The sequence below is a fragment of the Rhodovulum sp. ES.010 genome, assembly GCF_900142935.1.
Classification (GTDB): domain Bacteria; phylum Pseudomonadota; class Alphaproteobacteria; order Rhodobacterales; family Rhodobacteraceae; genus Rhodovulum.
Window position 1 is genome coordinate 898,268 of the sequence record NZ_FSRS01000001.1, and the last position, 21,620, is coordinate 919,887.

Below are 21,620 nucleotides of genomic sequence, written 5' to 3' on the forward strand. Positions count from 1 at the left end.
TCAGCTTTGCCCAGGATTTGGGCGGTTCGTTGACGAACGCGGGTCAAACCCGCGGAAAGACAAGGATCGCGCGGAAATCGTTGACGTTGGTCAGCGTCGGGCCCGGCACCACCTGGTCGCCCAGCGCCGCGAAGAAGCCGTGCGCGTCGTTGATCGCCAACGCCGCTCCGGGGTCGCGCGCCGCGGCCGCGGCGCGGGCGGGCGTGTCGGGGCCGATCACGGCACCGGCCACCTCGGCCGCGCCGTCCACCCCGTCGGTGTCGCAGGCGATGGCGTGGATGCCGGGCGCCCCCTTCAGCGCGCAGGCCAGCGCCAGCGCGTATTCGGCGTTCGGCCCGCCGGTGCCGTCGCCCCGGCGCGTGACCGTGCATTCCCCGCCCGAGAGCAGCACGAGCGGCGCGTCGCCCGGCGCCATGTCCGCCTGCCTTTCCAGCGCAAGCCTGGCATGGTCGGCGGCCAGGTCGCGCGCCTCGCCCTCCAGCGCATCGCCCAGGAGTTCCACCCGGCAGCCGGCCGCGCGGGCGATCCCGGCGGCGGCCTCCAGCGATTGTGCGGGCGCAGCGATCACCCGGTTTTCGACGCGCGCGAGGCGGGGATCGTCGGGCCGCAGCACGCCGGTCTCGCCCGCCAGACCCTCGGCCACCGCGGCGGGCGGGTCGATCTTCCAGCGGGCGAGGATCGCGCGGGCGTCGGCCGGGGTGCTGTCGTCGCCGACCGTGGGGCCAGAGGCGATGGCGGCGGGGTCGTCGCCCGGCACGTCGGAGATCATCAGCGCCAGCATCGGCGCGGGATAGGCCGCGGCGGCGAGCTGGCCGCCCTTCACCCGGCTGAGATGCTTGCGCAGGCGGTTCATCTGGCCGATCGGCGCGCCCGAGGCCAGCAGGTCGGCGTTCACCTTCTGCTTTTCGGCCAGCGTGATCGCGCCGGCGGGCCGGATCAGCAGCGCCGAGCCGCCGCCCGAGATCAGCGCCAGCACGAAATCCCCCTCCGCCAGCCCGTCGAGCAGCGCCAGCATCCGGTCGGTCGCGGCGACGCCCGCCGCATCCGGCACCGGGTGGGCGGCCTCGACGATCTCGATGCCTTGCGTGGGGCGGGCATAGCCGTAGCGGGTGATGACCAGCCCCTCGCACGGCCCCCAGACGGATTCGACCGCCTCGGCCATCCGCGCGGACGCCTTGCCCGCGCCGATCACCAGCACGCGGCCCGCGGGTTTCGGCGGCAGCGCCGCGGGCACCGCGCGCATCGGGTCGGCGGCGGCGACGGCGGCGGCGAAGAGGTCGCGCAGGAACGCGGCGGGACGGTCGAGGGTGGGCTCGGTCACGGGGGCGGGCTCCGGGGTTTTCCCGGTTCTAGCGGGCCGGAGGCGCGCTGCCTAGCTCGGCTCGACCAGGAGCAGCGCCTTTTCGAGATCGCGATTGCCGACCACGAGTTCGGCAAGCGTCACGCCGTCGAGCGTCTTGTAGAAGGCGTCGATCGCCCGCAGCAGGGTGCCCTGCAGCCGGCAGCAGCAGGAGATCGGGCAGGTGTTCGTCTCGGGGTCGAAGCATTCGGCGAAGGGCACCCCCGACTCCAGCACGCGGAACACCTGGCCCACGGTGATCTCCTCGGGCGGGCGGTTCAGCGTGAGCCCGCCGTTGCGGCCGCGCGTGGTCTGCACGAAGCCGTGATGGGCCAGCGTGTTGATGACCTGCGCCATGTGGTTTTCCGAGGTGTTGCATGCCGTCGCGATGTCGGACTTGCGCACGGTGCGCTGTCCGTTGACGGCGCAATACATCAGCGCGCGCATGGCGATGTTGGTGCGGGTCGTCAGCCTCATCGGCGGTTCCCTTTGCCAACCGTCGCGGATAATGATTTATCTCACATACGGGTTCTCCCGAGCATATAGACTGATAAAGATCAGGCAAGCCCCCGTGCGAGCCGCGTCCGGGGGACTTCGAAAAGGCTGAACGGGGCAAGGTTTGAGGCGGAAACGCGCGCAGCAGGACGATCCCGCGAGCCGGCGGCTGGCCCGAATGACGGCCCCGGTGATGCGGCGGCTGGAACGCGCCGGGATGCTGGCAACGGGGGCGTCGCTTCTGTGGCTGGTGCAGGCCTGGGCCGTGGCGCTGGCGATCGGGCACATGCTGGCGCCAGAGCGGGTCGGCGGCACCGTCGCGATCTATGCGCTGGTGTTCATCCTCGTCGGCTTCCTGCGCGCGGCGCTCGACACGCGGGCGGGCGCGATGGCGTTCCAGGCGGCCGACACGGTGCTGGCGCTGGAACGCGCGAAACTCGTCACCCGCGAATCGCGCCGCGCCACCGACGACCCGGCGCGCCCCCCCGCCGCCCGCACCGCCACGCTGGCCGCCGAGAAGATGGCGGCGATGACGCCCTTCCTGACGCGCTATGCCATCGCGCGGCGCCGCGCCTATGTGGTGCCGCTGGTGATCCTGGCGGTGACGTTCTGGTTCTCCTGGGCGGTGGGCCTGATCCTGCTGGTCGCGGGGCCGCTGATCCCGGTCTTCATGGCGCTGGTCGGCATCGCCGCCAAGAAGGCGAGCGAGCGGCAGATGGAAGAACTGTCGAACATGAACGTTCTGCTGCTGGACCGGCTGACCGCGCTGGTCGACATCCGGCTGCTGGACGCGACGGAGGGCACGGTGGCGGGGTTCCGCGACGCGGCCGACCGGCTGCGCCACCGCACCATGGAGGTGTTGCGCGTCGCGTTCCTGTCCTCCACCGTGCTGGAGCTGTTCGCCGCGCTCGGGGTGGCGATGGTGGCGGTCTTCGTCGGCTTCTCGCTGCTGGGGGAAATCGGCTTCGGCGCCTGGGCGACGCCGCTGACGGTGGCCGAGGGGGTGTTCCTGCTGCTGCTCGCGCCGGACTATTTCCAGCCGCTCCGCGATCTCGCCTCGGCCTGGCACGACAAGGCCGATGCCAGCGCCGTGGCGCGCGAGCTGGACGAGCTGGAGTCGCGCGGCGAGACCGCGTTCCTCGGCACCGGGGCGGCGGCGCGGCCGATCGATACCGAGGACACGCTGAGCGTCCGCGGGCTGGCCTACCGCCCCCCCGGCGGACGGCTGATCCGGTTTCCCGATTTCGACCTCGCCCCCGGCGAGACCCTGGCGATCACCGGCCCCAGCGGGATCGGCAAGTCCTCCCTGCTCAAGCTCATCGCCGGGATGGCGGTGCCGACCGAGGGCGAGATCCGGCTGGGCGACGTGGTGCTGGGCCCCGAGAACGCCGATGCCTGGCGCGCGCGGCTGGGCTGGTTGCCGCAGCAGCCGCGCTTCGTCTCGGGCAGCCTGCGCCGGAACCTGACGCTGGCGGTGCGCCCGGAGCGATCGCTACCGCTGGATAGGGCGCTGGAGCTTGCCGCGGCGGACCGGGTTGTGGAGACGCTGCCGCGCGGGCTGAACACGCAGCTTGGCGAGTTCGGCATGGGCGTGTCGGGCGGCGAGGCGCGGCGGCTGATCGTGGCCCGCGCCGCCCGTGCCCATCCCGACCTGCTGCTGGCCGACGAACCGACCGCCGATCTCGACGAGGAAACCGCGGGGCTGGTGACCGAGGGCCTGCTCGGGCTGGTGGCCAGCGGCTCGGCGCTGATCGTGGCGACCCATGACCCGGTGCTGGCCGCGCGGATGGACCGCCAGGTCGCGATGCGGGCCGAGGCGGCGGCATGAGCCATATCCTGCATATCATGCGCCTGATCTGGCGCGCCCAGCGCGCCGCCCTGATCCGGGGCACGGTGCTGGCGGTACTGGTGGTGGCGATGGGCGTGGCGCTGCTGGGCCTGTCGGGCTGGTTCATCACGGCCGCCGGGGCGGCGGGTCTGGCCGGGCTCGGCATCGCGTTCAACGTCTTCCAGCCGTCGGCGGCGGTGCGGTTCCTGGCGCTCGGCCGGACGGCAGCGCGCTATGGCGAGCGGCTGCTGACCCATGACGCGACCCTGAAAAGCCTGACCGATATCCGCGTGGGCCTGTTGCGCGGCGTGCTCGGCCTGCCGTTCCAGCGGCTGTCGCGGCTGCGGGGGGCGGAGACGATGAACCGGCTGGTGGCCGATGTCGATGCGCTGGACGGGATCGCGCTGCGGCTGTTCATCCCCGCGGTGGCGGCCGGCACGCTTTACCTGGGCGCGTTCCTCATCCTGTGGTGGGTGACCGACCTGGTGCTGGCGGCCTGGATCGTGGCGAGCTTCACGCTTGGCACCGGGCTGGTGCTGGCCTGGACCGGGCGGCATGCGCTCGCGCCCTCGCGCCGGGCGGAAAAGGCGCTGCAGGCGTTCCGCATCCGGCTGATCGACATGCTGCGCGCGCGCGACGACCTGGTGGTCTATGGCCGCCTGCCCGACCAGGCCGAGGCGGTGGCCACCGCCGAGTCGCGGCTGCGCGAGAACCTGGACGCGGTGGACCGGCTGGAGCGGCGCGCGGGCGTTCTGCTGACGATCACCACGACGCTGTCGGCGGGCACCGCGCTGTGGCTGGGCGGCACGCTGGCGGAGCGCGGGACGATCTCGCCGGCGCAGGCGGCGCTGGGCTTCTTCGCCGCGCTCGCCCTTGCCGAAACGGTGCAGCCGCTGCGCCGGGGGCTGGCCGATCTGGGCCGGATGCTGGACGCCGCGCGCCGCGTGCGGCGGCTGTTGCCGGAGACCGGCCCGCAACCGGCCCGAGCCGCGGGCCCCGCCCCGCGCGCGGACACCCCGGCGCTGGAGATGGCGGGCCTGACCTACCGCCACCCGGGCGCCGAGCGGCCGGTGGTGGAGGCGTTCGCGCTGACGCTCGCGCCGGGGGAATCGGCCGCGCTGACCGGGGCCTCGGGCAGCGGCAAGAGCACGGTCCTGGCGCTGGCCGCCGGGCTGGTGGCCCCGGATGCGGGGCGCATCGCGCTGGCCGGCCGGCCGCTCGACGCGCTGCCCGAACGCCAGTTGCGGGCGGAGATGACCTACCTGCCCCAGCGCAGCATGCTGCTGGGCCACAGCTTCTACGACATGCTGGCGCTGGCGGACCCCGACCTGACCGAGGACCGCGCGCTGTCGGTGCTGGAGGCGGTGGCGCTGTCGCAGACGGTGGCCGGGCGCGGCGGGCTGCACGCGCCCTTGTCGGAGAATGGTGCGGGGCTGTCGGGCGGCGAGCAGCGGCGCCTGGCGCTGGCCCGCGCGCTGTTGCGCCGGCCCCGCCTGCTGCTGCTCGACGAACCCACCGAGGGGCTGGACCGGCCGACCGCGCTGCGGGTTCTGGCGGGCATCCGCGCGGTACTGCCCGAGGCGACGATCCTGACCGCCTCGCACCGCAAGGCGGAACGCGACTGGGCGGACCGGCTGATTCGCATGACCTGAAGATGCATCCGCGACATGCGTTTTTGATCCAGGTCAAAGTCGGCACACGAGCGTATACCTAGAACAAATCTAATATGAATCTCCTGCGCAACTTAGCCTTGGGCGAGCGGCGCCCGGTGGGGCATATTCGGATGAGGGATAACGGCCACAAGGAGGCCCGCCAATGGAACTCGACATCGTCGAGCTGTCCCGGCTCCAGTTCGCCATGACAGCCATGTTTCACTTTCTCTTCGTGCCGCTCACGCTTGGCCTGTCGGTCATCGTGGCGATCATGGAGACGGTCTACGTGATGACCAACCGCCCGGTGTGGCGGCAGATGACCAAGTTCTGGGCCACGCTGTTCGGGATCAACTTCGTCCTCGGCGTCGCGACCGGCATCACCATGGAATTCCAGTTCGGCATGAACTGGAGCTATTACAGCCATTACGTGGGCGACATCTTCGGCGCGCCGCTGGCCATCGAGGGGCTGATGGCCTTCTTCCTCGAGGCGACCTTCGTGGGGCTGATGTTCTTTGGCTGGGACAAGCTGTCGAAGGTCACCCACTGCGTCGTCACCTGGCTGGTGGCGATCGGGTCGAATTTCTCGGCGCTGTGGATCCTGATCGCCAACGGCTGGATGCAGAACCCCGTCGGCGCCGAGTTCAACCCGATGACCATGCGCATGGAGATGACGTCCTTCTTCGACGTCATGTTCAACCACGTGGCGCAAGCCAAGTTCGTGCACACCGTGTCGGCGGGCTATGTCACCGCCTCGGTCTTCGTGCTCGGCGTGTCGGCCTGGTACCTGCTGAAGGGCCGGCACGAAGCGCTGGCGCGGCGCTCGATCGCGGTGGCCGCGAGCTTCGGCCTCGCCTCGGCGCTGTCGGTCGTGGTGCTGGGCGACGAGTCGGGCTATTCGGCCACGCATTCGCAGAAGATGAAACTCGCCGCGGTCGAGGGGATGTGGGACACCTACGAGGCCCCGGCGCCCTTCAAGCTGATCGGCGTGCCCGACCAGGAGGCGCGCGAGACGAAATACGCGGTCCAGATCCCGGTGGTGATGGGGCTTCTCGGCACGCGGTCGCTGACCGAGGAAATGCCCGGCATCAACGACCTGGTGGCCGAGGCCGAGGACCGCATCCGCAACGGGCTGCTTGCCTATGACGCGCTTCTGGAGATCCGCGCCGCGCGCGACGACGCCACGCCCGAGACGATCGCCCGGTTCGAGGCCCATGGCGACGATCTGGGCTATGCGCTGCTGCTCAAGCGCTATGTCGAGGACCCGCGGCAGGCGACCGACGACCAGATCGCCATGGCCGCCGAAGACACCATTCCCGGGGTCTTCCCGCTGTTCTGGGCGTTCCGCGTCATGGTGGCGCTGGGCTTCGCCTTCATCGCGGTGATGCTGTTCTTCTTCATCCGCGCGAATTTCTACCGGATGACCTTCCCGCGCTGGTCGCTCTGGGCCGCGGTCTTCGCGATCCCGGCGCCCTGGATCGCGGCCGAGGCGGGCTGGTTCGTGGCCGAGTACGGCCGCCAGCCCTGGACCGTGGACGGGGTGTTGCCCACCGCGCTGTCGGTGAGCCACCTGAGCGTGGGCCAGGTGGCCTTCACGCTGGCGGGCTTCGTCACCTTCTACTCGATCCTGTTCATCGTCGAGATGGGGCTGATGATCAAATACATCCGCAAGGGCCCGTACATGGACGTGCCCGAGACCGACGCCTGGACCAAGCGGCACAATGACCGCCTGTCCGGGCGCGGGACCACGCAACAACCGGCGGAGTGAAACCGATGATCCTTCACGAATTCATGGATTTCGAAGTGCTGCGGGTGATCTGGTGGCTCCTCCTGGGGGTGCTGCTGATCGGGTTCGCGCTGACCGACGGGTTCGACCTGGGCGTGGGCGCGCTGCTGCCCTTCGTGGCCCGCACCGATATCGAGCGGCGGGTGGCGCTCAACACGGTCGGCCCCGTGTGGGAAGGGAACCAGGTGTGGTTCATCCTGGGCGGCGGTGCGATCTTCGCCGCCTGGCCGCCGCTTTACGCGGTCAGCTTCTCGGGCTTCTACCTTGCGATGTTCCTGATCCTCGCGGCGCTGATCCTGCGGCCCGTGGGGTTCAAGTACCGCTCCAAGCGCGAGTCCGAGACCTGGCGCAGCGTCTGGGACTGGGGGCTGTTCGTGGGCGGCTTCGTGCCCGCGCTGGTGTTCGGCGTGGCGGTCGGCAACGTGCTGCTGGGCGTGCCGTTCTACCTGACCGAGGACCTGATGCCGCGCTACGAGGGCACGTTCTTCGGCCTGCTCAACCCCTTCGCGCTGCTCGCGGGGCTGGCGTCCCTGTCGATGCTGGTGATGCACGGCGCGGCCTGGCTGGTGTTCAAGACCGAAGGCATCGTCGCCCACCGCGCCCGCATCTTCGGCGGCTATGCCGCCGTGGCCACCATCGTCACCTTCGCGCTGGCGGGGTTCTGGCTGGCGGTCGGGATCGACGGCTACCGCTTCCTCGACCAGGTGGTGACGGACGGCCCGTCGAACCCGCTGATGAGCGAGGTGATGAGGGGCGGAAGCTGGCTGTCGGCCTATGACGAGCGGCCGTGGATCGTGATCGCGCCGATCATGGGCTTTGCCGGGGCGGCGCTGGCCTTCGCGGGGTTCAAGTTCGGCCGGGAGGGCTGGACGATGCTCGCCTCGAAACTGTCGATCACCGGGATCATCGCGACCGTGGGGCTGACGATGTTCCCGTTCATCCTGCCCTCGACCGTCGACCCGACCTCGTCGCTGACGGTGTGGGACAGCTCGTCCTCGCACCTGACGCTGTTCGTGATGCTGGTCTCGGCGGTGATCTTCATGCCGATCATCCTTCTCTACACCGCCTGGGTCTACAAGGTGCTGTGGGGCAAGGTCACCGCCGACGACGTGCGCGACAACAGCGACTCGGTCTACTGAGAAAGGAGCCTGAACGATGTGGTATTTTGCCTGGATGCTGGGCCTTCCCCTCGCCGCGCTCCTCGCGGTGGTGAACGCGATCTGGCTGGAACTTCACGAGGACGCGCTGATGGAAGAGACGGGCGAGGACGCCCGCTGAGGCGCCCCCTGCCCGCCCCCTGCGGCCCGCGCCCCGGCGCGGGCCGTTTCGCGACGCCAAGCGGACAAAGCGTCGCGCCGAAACATGAGTTTTTGACATAGGTCAAGGATTCGGCGTATGCAGACGCATACACATGCGCATAATTGAATGTATAGGAGGGAGGGCAAGACGCATGACGGACCTCGATCGATTCACGCCGTCGCGGCGGGCGTTCCTCGGCATGGCGGCCGGCGGGCTGGCGCTGGGCGGGGCCGTGGCGCCGGCCCGGGCCGAGAAGATCGCCACCAAGGCCAAGATCGTGATCCTGGGCGCGGGCGCGGCAGGCACCGCGATGGCGAACCGGCTGGTCGAGCGGCTGGACGGCGCGCAGATCACCCTGATCGACGGGCGCAAGCGGCACCTCTACCAGCCCGGCTTCACCCTGATCGCGGCGGGGCTGAAACCGGCGACCTACTCGGTGTCGAGCACGCAGGAATGGCTGCCCCGCGGCGTCGACTGGATCGCCGAGGGCGCGGCCGAGATCGACCCCGAGGCCAACACGGTGGTCACCGAGGGCGGCAAGACCGTCTCCTACGACTTCCTGATCCTGGCCAGCGGGCTGAAGCTCGACTGGGACGCGGTCGAGGGCTTCGAGATGGGGCTTGTCGGCACCAACGGTATCGGCGCGGTCTATGCCGGCCCCGAACAGGCCGCGGCGACCTGGGGCGCGATGGACCGGTTCACCGACGAGGGCGGCAAGGCCGTCTTCTTCCGCCCCGCCACGGAAATGAAATGCGCGGGCGCCCCGCTGAAATACACCTTCCTCACCGACGACTACGCGCGCCGCAAGGGCAGCCGGGGCCGGGTGGAAATCCACTACCACGCCCATTCCGGCAGCCTCTTCTCGGTGCCCATCGTGAACGAGAAGGTGCGGATGCTGTTCGACGACCGGGGCGTGAAGACGCAATACGACCACGTCCTGAAGGCCATCGATCCGGGCAAGAAGATCCTGACCTTCGCCACGCCCGAGGGCGACGTGGAAACCGATTACGACTTCACCAACGTGATCCCGCCGATGGTCGCCCCCGACGTGGTGCGCAACTCTCCCCTGCCCTGGCAGACGGGCCCCTGGGCGGGCCGGCAGGGCTGGGCCGAGGTCGACAAGGAAACCCTGCGCCACGCGCGCTATCCCAACGTCTTCGCCGTGGGCGACATCGCGGGCGTGCCAAAGGGCAAGACGGCGGCCTCGGTCAAGTGGCAGGTGCCGGTGGCCGAGGATCACCTTGTGGCCGACATCGCGGGCAAGCTGAGTCCGGCGGCCTATAACGGCTATACCTCCTGCCCGATGATCACCCGGGTGGGCCGGGCGATGCTGGTCGAGTTCGACTACCGCAACAACCTCACCCCCTCCTTCCCGGGCGTGATCGCGCCGCTCGAAGAGCTGTGGATCTCGTGGCTGATGAAGGAGGTGGCGCTGAAGGCCACCTACAACGCGATGCTGCGCGGCAAGGCGTAAGGAGACGGACCCATGCAGGAACTCACCCTCGAAACCATGATCGCCGTGTTCCAGGAAATGTTCGGCGCTGCGCTGTTCTGGACCATGGTGGTCGTCGCCTTAATCATTACTCTGGCATTCATCTTTGTTCTGATTCGCGACCGCAGCGTCGAGGGCCGCTATCTGGCCCGGGCCGAACTGTCGGCGCCGATCGGGGCAATCGCCGCGATCCTGTTCGTGCAGTACATGACCAATTCGGGCTTCTCCGATATCGGCGGGCCAATCGACGTCATCGTGCTGCTGTTCACCGGGGTCGCGGGGGCCGGCGGGCTGATCTTCCTGGCCTATGTGGTGCAGGCGTTCACCCGGCAGCCCGAGGATGACGGATATTGACCAAGGAGTCTCGGCCAAGATGAGCGCAACCGCAGATGACCATTCCGGGGCGGGCGGCGAGGACAGCCGCCTGGCCCATTACCCGATCACCTTCTTCGCGACCGTCATGGGGATGCTGGGCTTCACGCTCGCGCTGCATGCCGGCGAGCGCGCCTACGGGCTGACCGTGTCGTTCTCGCATTACGCGCTGCTGGCCTCGGCGGCGCTGCTCGTCGCGGTGGCGGCGGGCTACGCGGCGAAGATGCTCACCCACTTCAAGATGGCCGCCTGGGAATGGCATCACCCGGTCCGGCTCGCCTTCTTTCCCACCATGTCGATCTCGCTGATCCTGATGTCGGTCGCGACGCTGGCGGACTACCCCGCGCTGGCCGAGCCGCTGTGGATCGCCGGCACGGCGCTGCAGGGAGTGCTGTCGCTGCTGGTGATCTCGGACTGGATCGGGCATCGCCATTTCAAGCCCGGCCATCTCAGCGCGGCCTGGTTCATCCCGCCGGTGGGCAACATCCTGGTCCCGATCGCGGGCGCGCAGATGGGCTATACCGACATCTCCTGGCTGTTCTTCTCGGGCGGGCTGTTGTTCTGGGTGGTGCTGCTGACGCTGGTGGTGAACCGGCTGACCTTCCACGACCCGCTGCCCTCGCGGCTGCAGCCCACCCTTGTGATCCTGATCGCGCCGCCCGCGGTGGGCTTCATCGCCTGGATGCGGCTGAACGGGGAACTCGACCACCTGGCGATGTTCCTGATCAACGCGGCCTATGTCTTTGCCCTGATCGTGGCCACGCAACTGCCCAAGATCCTGCGCCTGCCCTTCGCGCTGTCGTTCTGGGCGCTGTCGTTCCCGCTGGCGGCGCTGACCATCGCGACCTTCCTCTATGCAGGCGCGAGCGGGTCGGCCTTCCACAAGACGCTGGGCGGCGGGCTTCTGGCGCTGCTGACCGTGGTCATCGCGGTGCTGATCGGCCGGACCGCGGTCGCCATCGCGCGGCACGAGATCTGCCAGCCCGAATAGCGCCGGGCGCGGGTGCATGCAGGGGGCGGTCCCGCGGGGGCCGCCCTTTCCCGTTTCGGGGTGGCCGCGCGCTGGCGCGCGCGGCGCCTCCGGCGGGAGTATTTCGGCCAAGAAGAAGGCCGCACGCGGGACCGGCGGGCGGCGGAAGTCGCTTGCGGGCCGAGCGCGGCACGGCATAGCATGCCGCCGACCGAACGCGGACCGGGCCGGTCCGCCGAGACCAGGGGGAGAGGACGATGAAGGCGAAAGCAACGGCGCTCGGGGTGGCGGCCGCGCTGGCGATGGCGGGAGCGGCGCAGGCCGAGCCGGTCAAGGTGGGCATGATCACCACGCTGTCGGGGGGCGGCGCGAGCCTTGGCATCGACACGCGCGACGGGTTCATGCTGGCGGTGAAGCGGGCGGGCAATCCCGACCTGGAGGTCGTTATCGAGGACGACCAGAGGAAACCGGACATCGCGGTGCAGCTGGCCGACAAGATGATCCAGTCCGAGAAAGTCGACGTGCTGACCGGCATCGTGTGGTCGAACCTCGCGATGGCCGTGGTGCCCGCCGCGACCGCGCAGGGCAAGGTCTACCTCTCGACCAATGCCGCGCCCTCGCAGCTGGCGGGCAAGGGCTGCAACCCGAACTATTTCTCGGTCAGCTACCAGAACGACAACCTGCACGAGGCCGCGGGCGCCTATGCCGCCACCGCCGGGATCACCAAGGCGTTCATCATGGCGCCCAACTACCCCGCCGGGCAGGATTCGCTGGCGGGCTTCAAGCGGTTCTACGAGGGCGAGGTCGTGGGCGAGGTCTATACCCAGTTGGGCCAGACCGACTACGCGGGCGAAATCGCCCAGATCCGCGCCTCGGGCGCGGACGGCGTGTTCATCTTCCTGCCGGGCGGGATGGGGATTTCCTTCGTCAAGCAATACGCGGATTCGGGCGTCGGGCTGCCGCTGATCGGCCCGGCCTTTTCCTTCGAGCAATCGATCATCCAAGCAATGGGCGATGCCGCCCTGGGCGTTCTGAACGGCGCGAACTGGTCGCCCGATCTGGACAACCCGGCGAACACCGCCTTCGTCGAGGGCTTCGCCGCGGAATACGGGCGGCTGCCCTCGGTCTATGCCTCCTACGGCTATGACACGGCGAACCTGCTGCTCTCGGCCATGGCCAAGGCCGACGTCAAGGATGCCGACGCGTTCCGCGCCGCGCTGAAGGAGGCCGATTTCGACTCGGTCCGCGGCGATTTCGCCTTCAGCGCCTCGCAGCATCCGGTGCAAGACCTTTACGTGCGCGAGGTGGTCAAGGACGGCGACGTGCTGACCAACCGCATCGTCGGCACCGCGATCGAGGATCGCGGCCACGCCTACGAGGACGCGTGCAAGATGTAACCGGCGCGGGCGGGTGCTGCGCGCGCCCGCCCGCCCCCCGAGGGACCGCCTCTTGTCCGTGATGCTCTTGATCGAGCAGGCCCTGAACGGCCTGCAATACGGCGTCATGCTGTTCCTGATGGCCGCCGGTCTGACGCTGGTCTTCGGCGTGATGGGGCTGATCAACCTCGCGCATGGGTCGCTGTTCATGGTGGGCGCGTTCGCCTGTGCCGCGGTCGCCGGTGCGACGGGCAGTTTCTGGCTGGGTCTGGCGGCCAGCCTGGCGGCGGCGGCCGCTGCCGGGGCGCTCGTGGAACTGACCGTGATCCGGCGGCTTTACGCCCGCGACCACCTCGACCAGGTGCTGGCGACCTTTGCGCTGATCCTGGTGTTTTCGGAAGGAACCCGCTGGCTGTTCGGATCGTTCCCGCTTTATCTCGACATCCCCGATGCGCTGGCCGGGCCCGTCACCCTGCCCGGCGGCATCGACTACCCGCTGTATCGGCTGGTTCTGATCGGCATCGGGCTGGCGATTGCGGGGGCGCTGTTCTGGCTGATCGGGCGCACGCGGCTGGGGGTGCGCATCCGCGCGGGCGAGGCCGACCGCGAGATGATCGCCGCCCTCGGCGTCGATATCTCGCGGCTTTACACCATCGTCTTCGCGCTGGGGGCGGCGCTTGCGGGGCTGGCCGGCGCGCTGGTCGGCGCGCTGCAATCGGTGCAGGTGGGCATGGGCGAACCCGTGCTGATCCTCGCCTTCGTGGTGATCGTGATCGGCGGCATCGGGTCGATCAAGGGCGCACTGGTGGGCGCGATCCTGGTGGGGCTGACCGACACGCTGGGCCGGTTCCTGCTGCCGATCCTGTTCGGCACCTTCATGGAAACCTCGGCCGCCACCTCGGTCGGCGCGGCGCTGGCGTCGATGCTGATCTACATCCTGATGGCCGGCGTGCTGGTGGTCCGCCCCGGCGGGCTTTACGGGCGGGCCTGAGATGCGGCGCGAGAGCCTTCTGAACTGGATCATCGCGCTGGCGCTGCTGGCCGTGCCGCTGGCGGCCTACGCGCTGGACGAGCCGTTCATCGTGACGCTGGCCACCAAGGTCGCGATCCTGGCGCTGGCGGGCGTGGGGCTGAACATCGCGCTGGGGCTGGGCGGCATGGTCTCGCTGGGCCATGCCGCGTTCTTCGGGATCGGGGGCTATGCGATGGCGGTGCTGGCCGCGCCGGTGCAGGCCTATGAGCCGCTGCTGACCTGGCCTTTCGAACTGCCGGGGACGAAATCCATGCCGGTGATCTGGCTGGCGGCGACGCTGGCCGGCGGGCTGGCGGCCCTGGCCATCGGCGCCCTGTCCCTGCGGACCAGCGGCGTCTACTTCATCATGATCACGCTCGCCTTCGGGCAGATGCTTTACTATTTCGCCATTTCCTGGCCCGCCTATGGCGGCGAGGACGGCATTTCCATCTATGTCCGGAACGGCTTTCCGGGGCTGAACACGCTGGACCCGATCCAGTTCTTCGCGCTGGCCTATGGCGTGCTGATGGCCGCGCTGCTGGTCTCGCGCGCGCTGTCGCGCTCGCGCTTCGGACTCGCGCTGGCGGGCGCCCGGCAAAGCCCGGCCCGGGCGGCCGCGCTGGGCATCCGGCCCTACTCGGTCAAGCTGACGGCCTTCGTCATTTCCGGCGCGATCACCGGGCTTGCGGGGGCGCTGTTCGCCGATCTCAACCGCTTCGTCAGCCCCGCGATGCTGAGTTGGCAGACCTCGGGCGAGATCATGGTCTTCGTCATCCTGGGCGGCGTGGCACGGCTGTTCGGCCCGGTCGCGGGGGCGGCGCTGTTCATCCTGCTGGAGCATCTTCTGGGCGGGGTCAGCGACTACTGGAAGCTGTTTCTGGGGCTGGCGCTGCTGGGCATCGTGCTCTTCGCGCGCGGCGGGCTGATCGGCACCCTGGCGGGCCGCGAGGTCGCCCATGACTGAGCCGGTCCTGGAGGCGCGCGACCTGCACCGCGCGTTCGGCGCGCTGAAGGCCACGGATGGCGTGTCGCTGACCCTGTGCCCGGCGGAAATCCACGCGCTGATCGGGCCGAACGGCGCGGGGAAATCGACCCTGATCGGGCTGATCGCGGGCGCGCTTGCCCCCGATGCCGGTCAGGTCCTGCTGTCGGGCCGCGACGTGACGAGGGCGGATGTCGTGACCCGCGCCCGCGCCGGGCTTGCCCGCAGCTTCCAGGTCTCGGCGGTGGCGGCCGAGCTGACCGTGTTGCAGAACGTGGTGCTCGCCGTGCAGGGCGCGCGCGGGCAGAGCTTTCGCTTTTTCCGGTACGCGCTTCGGGCCGCCGGCCTGCGCGAGGCGGCCGAGGCGCATCTTGCGCGGGTCGGGTTGTCGCACCGGCTGGCCCTGCCCGCGGGCGACCTGGCCCATGGCGAGCGGCGGCGGCTGGAACTGGCGATGGCGCTGGCGCTTAGCCCCCGCGCCTTCGTCCTGGACGAGCCGATGGCGGGGATGGGCCCCGACGGCGCGCGCGAGATGACCCGGCTGCTGGACGACTTGCGCCACGAGGCGCCGATCCTGCTGGTGGAACATGACATGGACGCAGTCTTCGCGCTGGCCGACCGGGTCAGCGTGCTGGTCTCGGGCCGGGTGATCGCGTCGGGCACGGTAGCCGAGATCCGCGCCGACGCGGAGGTGCAGCGCGCCTATCTGGGCGAGGAGATGCTGGAATGACCGCGCTCTTGGAAATGCGCGGCGTCACCGCCTTCTACGGCCATTCCCAGGCGCTGTTCGGCGTCGATCTCGACCTGGCCGAGGGCGAGGTCGTCGCGCTGATGGGCCGCAACGGAATGGGCAAGACGAGCACGATCCGCACGCTGACCCGGCTGCTGCCGCATCGCGCGGGCACGATCCGCTTTGCCGGGCGGACGCTCGACGGGATGCCCGCCCACCGCGCCGCGCGGCTCGGCCTGGGGCTGGTGCCCGAGGGCCGGCGCGCCTTTCGCGGGCTCAGCGTCAAGGAAAACCTCGTCGCCGCCGCCCGGCCGGGGCCCTGGGACCTCGCCGGCGTCCACGCGCTGTTCCCGCGGCTGGGCGAACGCGCCGGGCAGGAGGCCAGCTCGCTTTCGGGGGGCGAGCAGCAGATGCTGGTGATCGGGCGCGCGCTGATGACCAACCCGCGTCTGCTGATCCTCGACGAGGCGACCGAGGGGCTCGCGCCGCTGATCCGGGCCGAGATCTGGGCGGCGATCCGGCGGCTCAAGTCCGAAACGGGTCTGTCGCTGCTTGTCGTGGACAAGTCCCTGAAGGAACTGGCGCGCGTCGCCGACCGCGCGGTGATCCTGGAGAAGGGGCGCACCGCCTGGACCGGGCCGATGGCGGAAATGACCCAGGCCCTGGCCGACCGCTATCTCGGCGTCTGACGGCGCGCCCGGCCGCGATCAGTAATCGCGCTCGTAGAAAATGCCGATCCCGGTATCGCCCGCGTCGTCGACGCTGCCCTTGATCGTCACGTTGCGGATGACGTCGAGGTTCAGGTTGATCTGGCTCTTGCCTTCCTCGTCCACCGTGACTTCGGAATATACGTTCTCGGTCAGATATTTGCCGACCGTGACCTCGGTCTGGCCGTCTTCGGTGGTGCGCACGTCGATCTCGTCGAGCCCGGTATTCGCGCGCACCCGCCCCAGAAGGCCGCCGCCCCCGCCCCCGGCGAGCGAGGCCACGCTGGAGGCGAGTTGAACCGCCTGAACCGGCGACAGCTCCTCGATGCCGCGGCCGAAGAGGATACGCGCCAGCACCTCGTCCTCGGGCAGTTCGGGCTGCGAGAGAAAGCGGACCTCGGGCGCGCTCGCCCGGCCCTCGATCACGATCTGCGCGGTGATGTCGTCGGCTTCGGTCTCGGCGACGAAGCGCAGGTAGGGGTCGAGCGCGCCTTGCAGCGACACCCGGCCCTCGGCCAGGGTGAAACGCCGGGCGAGAATATCGAGATGGCCGCGGATCAGGTCGAACCGGCCCTCGGCGATCACGTCGGCCGTGGTCCCCCGAAGCCGCAGCACGCCGCCCAGTTCCGCATCGAGCCCGCGGCCCCGCACGAAGACCTGGCCCGGGGCCGAGATCGTCAGGTCGAGCGGATAGGGCGTGCCGCCGCCGCCCTCCGCGTCTCCGGCCCTTGCCAGCAGGCCCGCCCGCGCCCGCGTCGCCCGCTGCGCGGCGGTCTCGCCCCGGTGGGCGATCTCGGGGATCGGCCCGCCCGCCCCGACGCCGGTCGAGGGCACGCTGACCTCGGTCCGGCCCAGGTCGATCCGGCCGCCGATCCGGGCGCCGCCGGTCAGCGGGCCGGACACGGTGATCCGGCCGTCGAGCCGGGTCTCGTAGAGGTTGGGGTCGCGCAGGCGCGCGCGGGTCAGCGCGATCGACAGGTCCGCCGGGAACGGCGCGGCCAGCGTGACCGGGCCCGACACGGTCAGGCGTCCGCCGTCAATCGCGGCGCCGAGATCGATCCGCGCCCGGCCGCTCGACAGATCCACCCGGCCGCCGACATCGGTCAGCGCGAGGTTGAGCGTGGGCACCGAAACGCGCCCGCCCGAGGTCGTCAGCCGGCCCGACAGCGAGGTCAGCGCGAGCGGGCCGCGCAAGGCGAGATCGTAGCGCAACTGGCCCTGCAGACTGCGCGGCGCGATGATCCCGTTGACCAGCGCCAGCGGCGCCGCGCCCGCGACCTGCAGGTCGGCGCGGGCGAGATCGCGCGCCACGCTGCCCCGGACCTGCGCGGTGGTGCCGCCCGGCCCGGTCGCGTCGAGATCGAGCCGCACATCGCCATTGGTGGGCTGCGCGCGGCCCGACACCGAGAGCGGCCCCGGGAAGCCGGGCGCGACCAGTGCCAGGTCGCTCAGCCGCCCCGAGATGTCCAGCGCGCCCCCGCCCGCGTCGCGGGCGGTGAAGGTCAGCACGTCGGTCGACAGGTCCAGCCCGCCGACGGTCAGCGCCCCCGCGGCGCGCGACAGGCTGGCCGCCACCCGCGCCTCGCCGGCAAGCAGCCGGTCGACCTCGGCGATGCCCACGGCCAGCCCCTGCCCGCGCACGTTCAGCGCGGCCTCGAAATCGCCAGACACCGCGCCCGCGCCCGAAAGCGTCGCGTCGAGCGCGCCGCGCAGCGGCCGCCCCGCAAGCCCCGAAAACGGCGCCAGCGCCTCGGCCGTCAGGCGCACCTCGCCCTCGGCGGGCAGCGCCGGGTCGTCGGGGGTCAGCGCGCCGGTGGCGGTCAGCCGCGCGCCCGCCCCCGTCGCTTCCAGCCGGTCGATCCGCACCCGGCCGCCATCTTCCCAGGCCAGCCGGGTGTCCAGCCGGGCCGGCCCCGACAACCGCGGATCGACCCGGCCAAGATCCGTCACCGCGCCGGTCAGCGTGAAGCCCGCCCCGGCCGTCGAAAGCGCCCCCTCGCCGTCGAGGCGCAGCGCCGCGGTGCGCAGTTCCAGGGCGCGCAGCGTCGTGCCGCCGGGTCCGCGTTCGGCATCCACCGCCAGCCGTCCGTCGCCGGCCAGCAGCGGGTCGAGCTGCGGCGTGCCGGTGGCGAGGTCCCGCGTGTGGGCCGACAGCACCAGGTCGAAGATGCCGTCGAGCAGACCGTAGCGGCCCTCGATCCGGGCCGTGGCGGCCCCGCCGAGGTCGCGGCCGGCAAGCGGCGCCAGGCGGGCCAGGTCGTCCAGCGCCACCTCGGCGCTGCCGTCGAGCGGCAGACCCGCCGCGACATCGCCCAGCGTGCCGCGGGCCAGCGCCGTCGCGCCCCCGGCGTCCAGGCTCAGCGACTCCAGCCGCAGCGGCGCGTCGGCCCGGTAGTCGAGTTGCGCGCGGCCCGACAGCGCCTCGCCCAGGGCCTCCGCCAAGGCGGGGTCCTCATGCGACAGGCCGCGCGCGGCGAGGCTGAGGTTGGCGGTCAGGGCCGCGGGCGCGGCGGTGCGGATGGTGCCCGCGCCGGCCAGTTCCGCGCCGCCGAGGCGCAGCCCCGCGCGGTTGAGCCCGTCGAGCCGGAGTTCCGCCTGCCAGCGTTCGCTTTCGGATTCGTCGAACCGGGCGGTGAGGCGCGCGCCATCGACCCGTGTTTCGGGCCCCGACAGGGGCAGCGCCACCGGCCCGGCCAGCGTGCCGTCCAGCGCCAGCCGCTCGGGCAGGCCCGTGGGGGCCAGCGCCAGCGTGCCCGTCAACGAAAGCGCCCCGGTCGTGAGGTCCAGCCTGTCGATCTCGGTCCCGCCATCGGGCCGCCGCAGCCCGGCCAGCCGCACCTCCGAGGCCGCGCCGAAGAAGGGCCGCAACCGGTCGGCCACCAGCGGCCCGACATCGCCCGAGAGGTCGAGCGCGAACCGCTGGATGCCGGGGCTGTCCTCGGGCTCGGCCAGGGTGACGCGCCCGGTGACCCGCTCCACCCCGTCGGTGGCAAGCGCGAGGTCGGCGGCGAAATCCGACAGCGGTCCCGCGCCCGCCGCCGTCAGCTCGACCGGCGGCGCGCCGGGCAGCCCTAGGGTGCTGCCGATCAGGCCGTTCGACGCCTCGGCGAGATCGAGGTCCAGGGCAAGCTGGCGCGTATCGTTGGCGTAGGAGGCATCCACCGTATAGCGCGCCTCGGCATCGACCCGTGTCGCGGTGATCTGGGCCGAGCCCGCGCCCCCGGCGAGCCGCAGGGCCGCCTCGAGGCCCATCTCGGCCTCCTGCCCCAGCACCGGCGCGCCGAGTTCCAGCCGCTCGGTGGCGAGCCGGCCGATCTGGATCGAGACCGGCAGTTCGGGCAACTGAAACGGCTGCGCCTCGCTGTCCCTGACGCTGGGGCCGCCGCCGCCCTCGGGCAGGCGGGCGAGAATGATCTCGTCGGCGGTCAGCGCCTCGACCTGCACCCGACCGCGCAGGAGCGAGGCGCGCGACCAGTCCAGCTCGGCGCCGCGCAGCGTCAGCCATACCCCCTCCTCGTCGGCGATGGTGAGTTCCTGCAGCGTCGCCTGCGAGGACAGCGCCCCCCGGAAGCCGGTGATGTTCACATCGCGCCCGGCCTGCGACAGGCGATTCTCGAGAAACCGTTCCAGGCGCCCGCCGCCGTCGTCGTCCTGATCCTGCGCGGCGAGCGGCAGCGCGGACAGGGCCAGCAGGCAGAAAGCGAGACGATAGCGCATCAGAAAGCCTGCCCGATCCCGATATATATCTCGACCCCGTCGCCGGTGTCGCCGCTGGTGGGCGCGGCGATGTCGACGCGGATCGGCCCGATGCCGGTGGCGTAGCGCAGGCCGAGGCCCGCGCCGGAATGCCACTCTCCATCCCCGCCGACCCAGGACTCCGGCCCGATAAAGCCCGCGTCGGCGAAGGCCACCAGACTGAACGGGCCGCGCACCTCCACCCGCGCCTCGGCCGACAGGCCCAGGAAGGACCGCCCGCCGATCCGGTCGCCGCCGCCCAGCTCGACGGCGAGCGATTCGTAGGGCTGGCCGCGCACGGTGCCGCCACCGCCGGAGAAGAACAGCATCGCCGGCGGCACGCCCTTGGCATTCGCGCCCATGATCGAGCCGAACTGAACCCGTCCGGCCAGCACCACGCGCTCGCTCACCGCGCGGTAGGCCCGGGCGTCGGCGGTGAGCCGTGCGCCGCTGTCGGCGTCGCCCGACAGCCCGAACATCGGCGTGAGGGTCGTCGCCAGATAGGTGCCCGCGCGCGGATCGAGCGGATCGTCGCGCCCGTCCCAGGTCAGCGAGGCGGGCAACATCGCGTGCGTCATGCTGCGCTCGCCCAGGTCGTCGCTGACATCGGAGTACCGGAACACCAGCGCGGCCTCGCCCGACAGGCGGTCGGAGAAGACATGGGTCAGGCCGACGCCGAAGCGCCCCGTCTCCTCGACGGAATCGGGTTCGTCCAGCCGCTCGATCGCGGCCAGCGCGTAGATGCCGGTATCGGGGTCGAGCACGGCGGGCCGGTCGAAGCGGGCGGAGAGGGTATAATCCTCGCCGCCGCTGTCGGTGCCGCCGATTCCCGAGATGCCGGCATCGAATCGCAGCCGCTCGGCGCCGCGCAAAAGATTGCGGTGCAGCCAGAAGCCGGACAGCGCGAGTCCCTCCAGCGAGGAGAACTCGGCGCCGAAGCCCAGCCGCCGCTTCTTTTCGTCGGACACCGAAAGGGCGATGTCCATCGTGTTGCCGGGGCGCAGCGTGTCGGTCTCGGCCAGCCTCACCGACCGGAAGACCCCGGTGCGGCGCAGGCGTTCGGCGCTCTGCTCAACGGCCTCGGGGTCGAAGGGTTCGCCGCTGGGCAGCCCCGCGATCTTGCGCAGCCGTTCGGGCCGCACGCGCGACTCGCCCTCGATCACCAGGTTGCCGAAGCGGACATAGGGCCCCGGCGCAAGGGCGATCCGCGCGGCCAGCGTGGCCGAGCGGTGGTCGGCCGTCAGGTCCTGCCCGGCCACGCGGGCCTTGGCATGCCCGGCATCGCGCCAGCCCGACACGCCGGCCGTTGCCGCGCCGCGTATGGCGGAAAGACGGGCGCGGTTGCCGGGGGCGAAATCCTCGGGCAGCTCGGTGCCCGGCGCCAGCGGGCCGATGCGCGCCTCGGAAAAGGAAAAGCGCGGGCCGGTCTCGACGCGGATATCGACCCGGCCCACCCGGTCGGGCACCGAGAGCGGCGCGATGCCGGCCGCCTCGCGCCCGTCGAGCCGGATCGTCACCACCGGCGCGTAGTAGCCGCGGGCGTAGAGCGCGCCGACCAGCCGACCGTAATCGGCCCGCGCCGCGGCGAGGATATCCTGGGCGGTGGCGCCGTCGTCGCGCGCGGTCTGAAGGCTGAGCGCGGCGGTTTCGAGCGCCGAGACGACCGGCCCCGGCGCGCCGGGCGCGCGCAGGACGGCCTCAGCCGCCGCGGCGGGCGAGGCGGCGAGAAGCAGCGCGGCCAGGGCCACGGCATGTCCGGTGAAGCGCGAGTCGGCCAAGGAATCCCCCCTTTCCCGGCATATTGGGGCAAGGGGCTGCGGGGATAAACCCTTCTCGGGGCTGGGAGCC

Annotated in this window: 17 protein-coding genes; 13 read left to right on the top strand and 4 right to left on the bottom strand. The window is 71.0% G+C overall.

Annotated features, from left to right (window positions below; all coding sequences use genetic code 11):
- Positions 1-43: 43 nt before the first annotated feature.
- Both BUR28_RS04520 and BUR28_RS04525 read right to left on the bottom strand, forming a co-directional pair.
- Positions 44-1,243, bottom strand: a complete 1,200-nt coding sequence (locus BUR28_RS04520; protein WP_254813790.1) for a glycerate kinase type-2 family protein — start codon at positions 1,241-1,243, stop codon at positions 44-46.
- 129 nt (positions 1,244-1,372) lie between these two features.
- Positions 1,373-1,816 carry an RrF2 family transcriptional regulator gene (locus BUR28_RS04525; protein WP_074219045.1) on the bottom strand — a complete coding sequence of 148 codons (444 nt, stop codon included), beginning with the start codon at positions 1,814-1,816 and terminating at the stop codon, positions 1,373-1,375.
- 142 nt (positions 1,817-1,958) lie between these two features.
- Here BUR28_RS04525 and cydD point away from each other — a divergent pair, with 142 nt between their 5' ends.
- From cydD to BUR28_RS04590, 13 genes are all read left to right on the top strand, one after another.
- Positions 1,959-3,662, top strand: coding sequence for a thiol reductant ABC exporter subunit CydD (gene cydD, locus BUR28_RS04530; protein ID WP_254813684.1), 1,704 nt, complete (start codon positions 1,959-1,961; stop codon positions 3,660-3,662).
- On the top strand, positions 3,659-5,314 hold the full coding sequence (locus BUR28_RS04535) for an amino acid ABC transporter ATP-binding/permease protein (protein WP_074219047.1): 1,656 nt from the start codon (positions 3,659-3,661) through the stop codon (positions 5,312-5,314). The genes cydD and BUR28_RS04535 overlap by 4 nt, the downstream gene beginning before the upstream one ends.
- Positions 5,315-5,477: 163 nt before the next feature.
- Positions 5,478-7,079, top strand: a complete 1,602-nt coding sequence (locus BUR28_RS04540; RefSeq protein WP_074219048.1) for a cytochrome ubiquinol oxidase subunit I — start codon at positions 5,478-5,480, stop codon at positions 7,077-7,079.
- A gap of 5 nt (positions 7,080-7,084) precedes the next feature.
- Entirely contained in the window at positions 7,085-8,236 is a 1,152-nt protein-coding gene (gene cydB / locus BUR28_RS04545; RefSeq protein ID WP_074219049.1) for a cytochrome d ubiquinol oxidase subunit II, read from the top strand.
- A gap of 16 nt (positions 8,237-8,252) precedes the next feature.
- The gene (gene cydX, locus BUR28_RS04550) at positions 8,253-8,375 is read left to right on the top strand and encodes a cytochrome bd-I oxidase subunit CydX (RefSeq protein WP_074219050.1); all 123 of its coding nucleotides are present in this window, start codon (positions 8,253-8,255) and stop codon (positions 8,373-8,375) included.
- Positions 8,376-8,547: 172 nt separating this feature from the next.
- Positions 8,548-9,870 (top strand): NAD(P)/FAD-dependent oxidoreductase, encoded by a 1,323-nt coding sequence (locus BUR28_RS04555; RefSeq protein WP_074219051.1) that lies wholly within the window; start codon positions 8,548-8,550, stop codon positions 9,868-9,870.
- Positions 9,871-9,882: 12 nt separating this feature from the next.
- Complete coding sequence (locus BUR28_RS04560; protein WP_074219052.1) at positions 9,883-10,242, top strand: DUF5368 domain-containing protein; 360 nt, start codon at positions 9,883-9,885, stop codon at positions 10,240-10,242.
- Between the two features lie 19 nt (positions 10,243-10,261).
- Positions 10,262-11,251: an SLAC1 anion channel family protein gene (locus BUR28_RS04565; RefSeq protein WP_074219053.1), complete on the top strand. Its 990-nt coding sequence runs from the start codon at positions 10,262-10,264 to the stop codon at positions 11,249-11,251.
- A 236-nt stretch (positions 11,252-11,487) separates the two neighbouring features.
- Positions 11,488-12,627, top strand: coding sequence for an ABC transporter substrate-binding protein (locus tag BUR28_RS04570; RefSeq protein WP_074219054.1), 1,140 nt, complete (start codon positions 11,488-11,490; stop codon positions 12,625-12,627).
- A 61-nt stretch (positions 12,628-12,688) separates the two neighbouring features.
- Positions 12,689-13,597: a branched-chain amino acid ABC transporter permease gene (locus BUR28_RS04575; protein ID WP_074221512.1), complete on the top strand. Its 909-nt coding sequence runs from the start codon at positions 12,689-12,691 to the stop codon at positions 13,595-13,597.
- A gap of 1 nt (position 13,598) precedes the next feature.
- The gene (locus BUR28_RS04580) at positions 13,599-14,582 is read left to right on the top strand and encodes a branched-chain amino acid ABC transporter permease (protein WP_074219055.1); all 984 of its coding nucleotides are present in this window, start codon (positions 13,599-13,601) and stop codon (positions 14,580-14,582) included.
- A complete protein-coding gene (locus tag BUR28_RS04585) occupies positions 14,575-15,330 on the top strand; it encodes an ABC transporter ATP-binding protein (RefSeq protein WP_074219056.1) in 756 nt (251 codons plus the stop codon). Before BUR28_RS04580 ends, BUR28_RS04585 begins: the two co-directional genes overlap by 8 nt.
- Complete coding sequence (locus BUR28_RS04590) at positions 15,327-16,019, top strand: ABC transporter ATP-binding protein (protein ID WP_074219057.1); 693 nt, start codon at positions 15,327-15,329, stop codon at positions 16,017-16,019. Before BUR28_RS04585 ends, BUR28_RS04590 begins: the two co-directional genes overlap by 4 nt.
- Positions 16,020-16,037: 18 nt before the next feature.
- On the opposite strand, the gene BUR28_RS04595 is transcribed toward BUR28_RS04590, so the two are convergent.
- Both BUR28_RS04595 and BUR28_RS04600 read right to left on the bottom strand, forming a co-directional pair.
- Positions 16,038-19,754 (bottom strand): translocation/assembly module TamB domain-containing protein, encoded by a 3,717-nt coding sequence (locus tag BUR28_RS04595; RefSeq protein ID WP_074219058.1) that lies wholly within the window; start codon positions 19,752-19,754, stop codon positions 16,038-16,040.
- Complete coding sequence (locus BUR28_RS04600) at positions 19,754-21,550, bottom strand: autotransporter assembly complex protein TamA (protein WP_254813685.1); 1,797 nt, start codon at positions 21,548-21,550, stop codon at positions 19,754-19,756. The genes BUR28_RS04595 and BUR28_RS04600 overlap by 1 nt, the downstream gene beginning before the upstream one ends.
- Positions 21,551-21,620 lie beyond the last annotated feature (70 nt).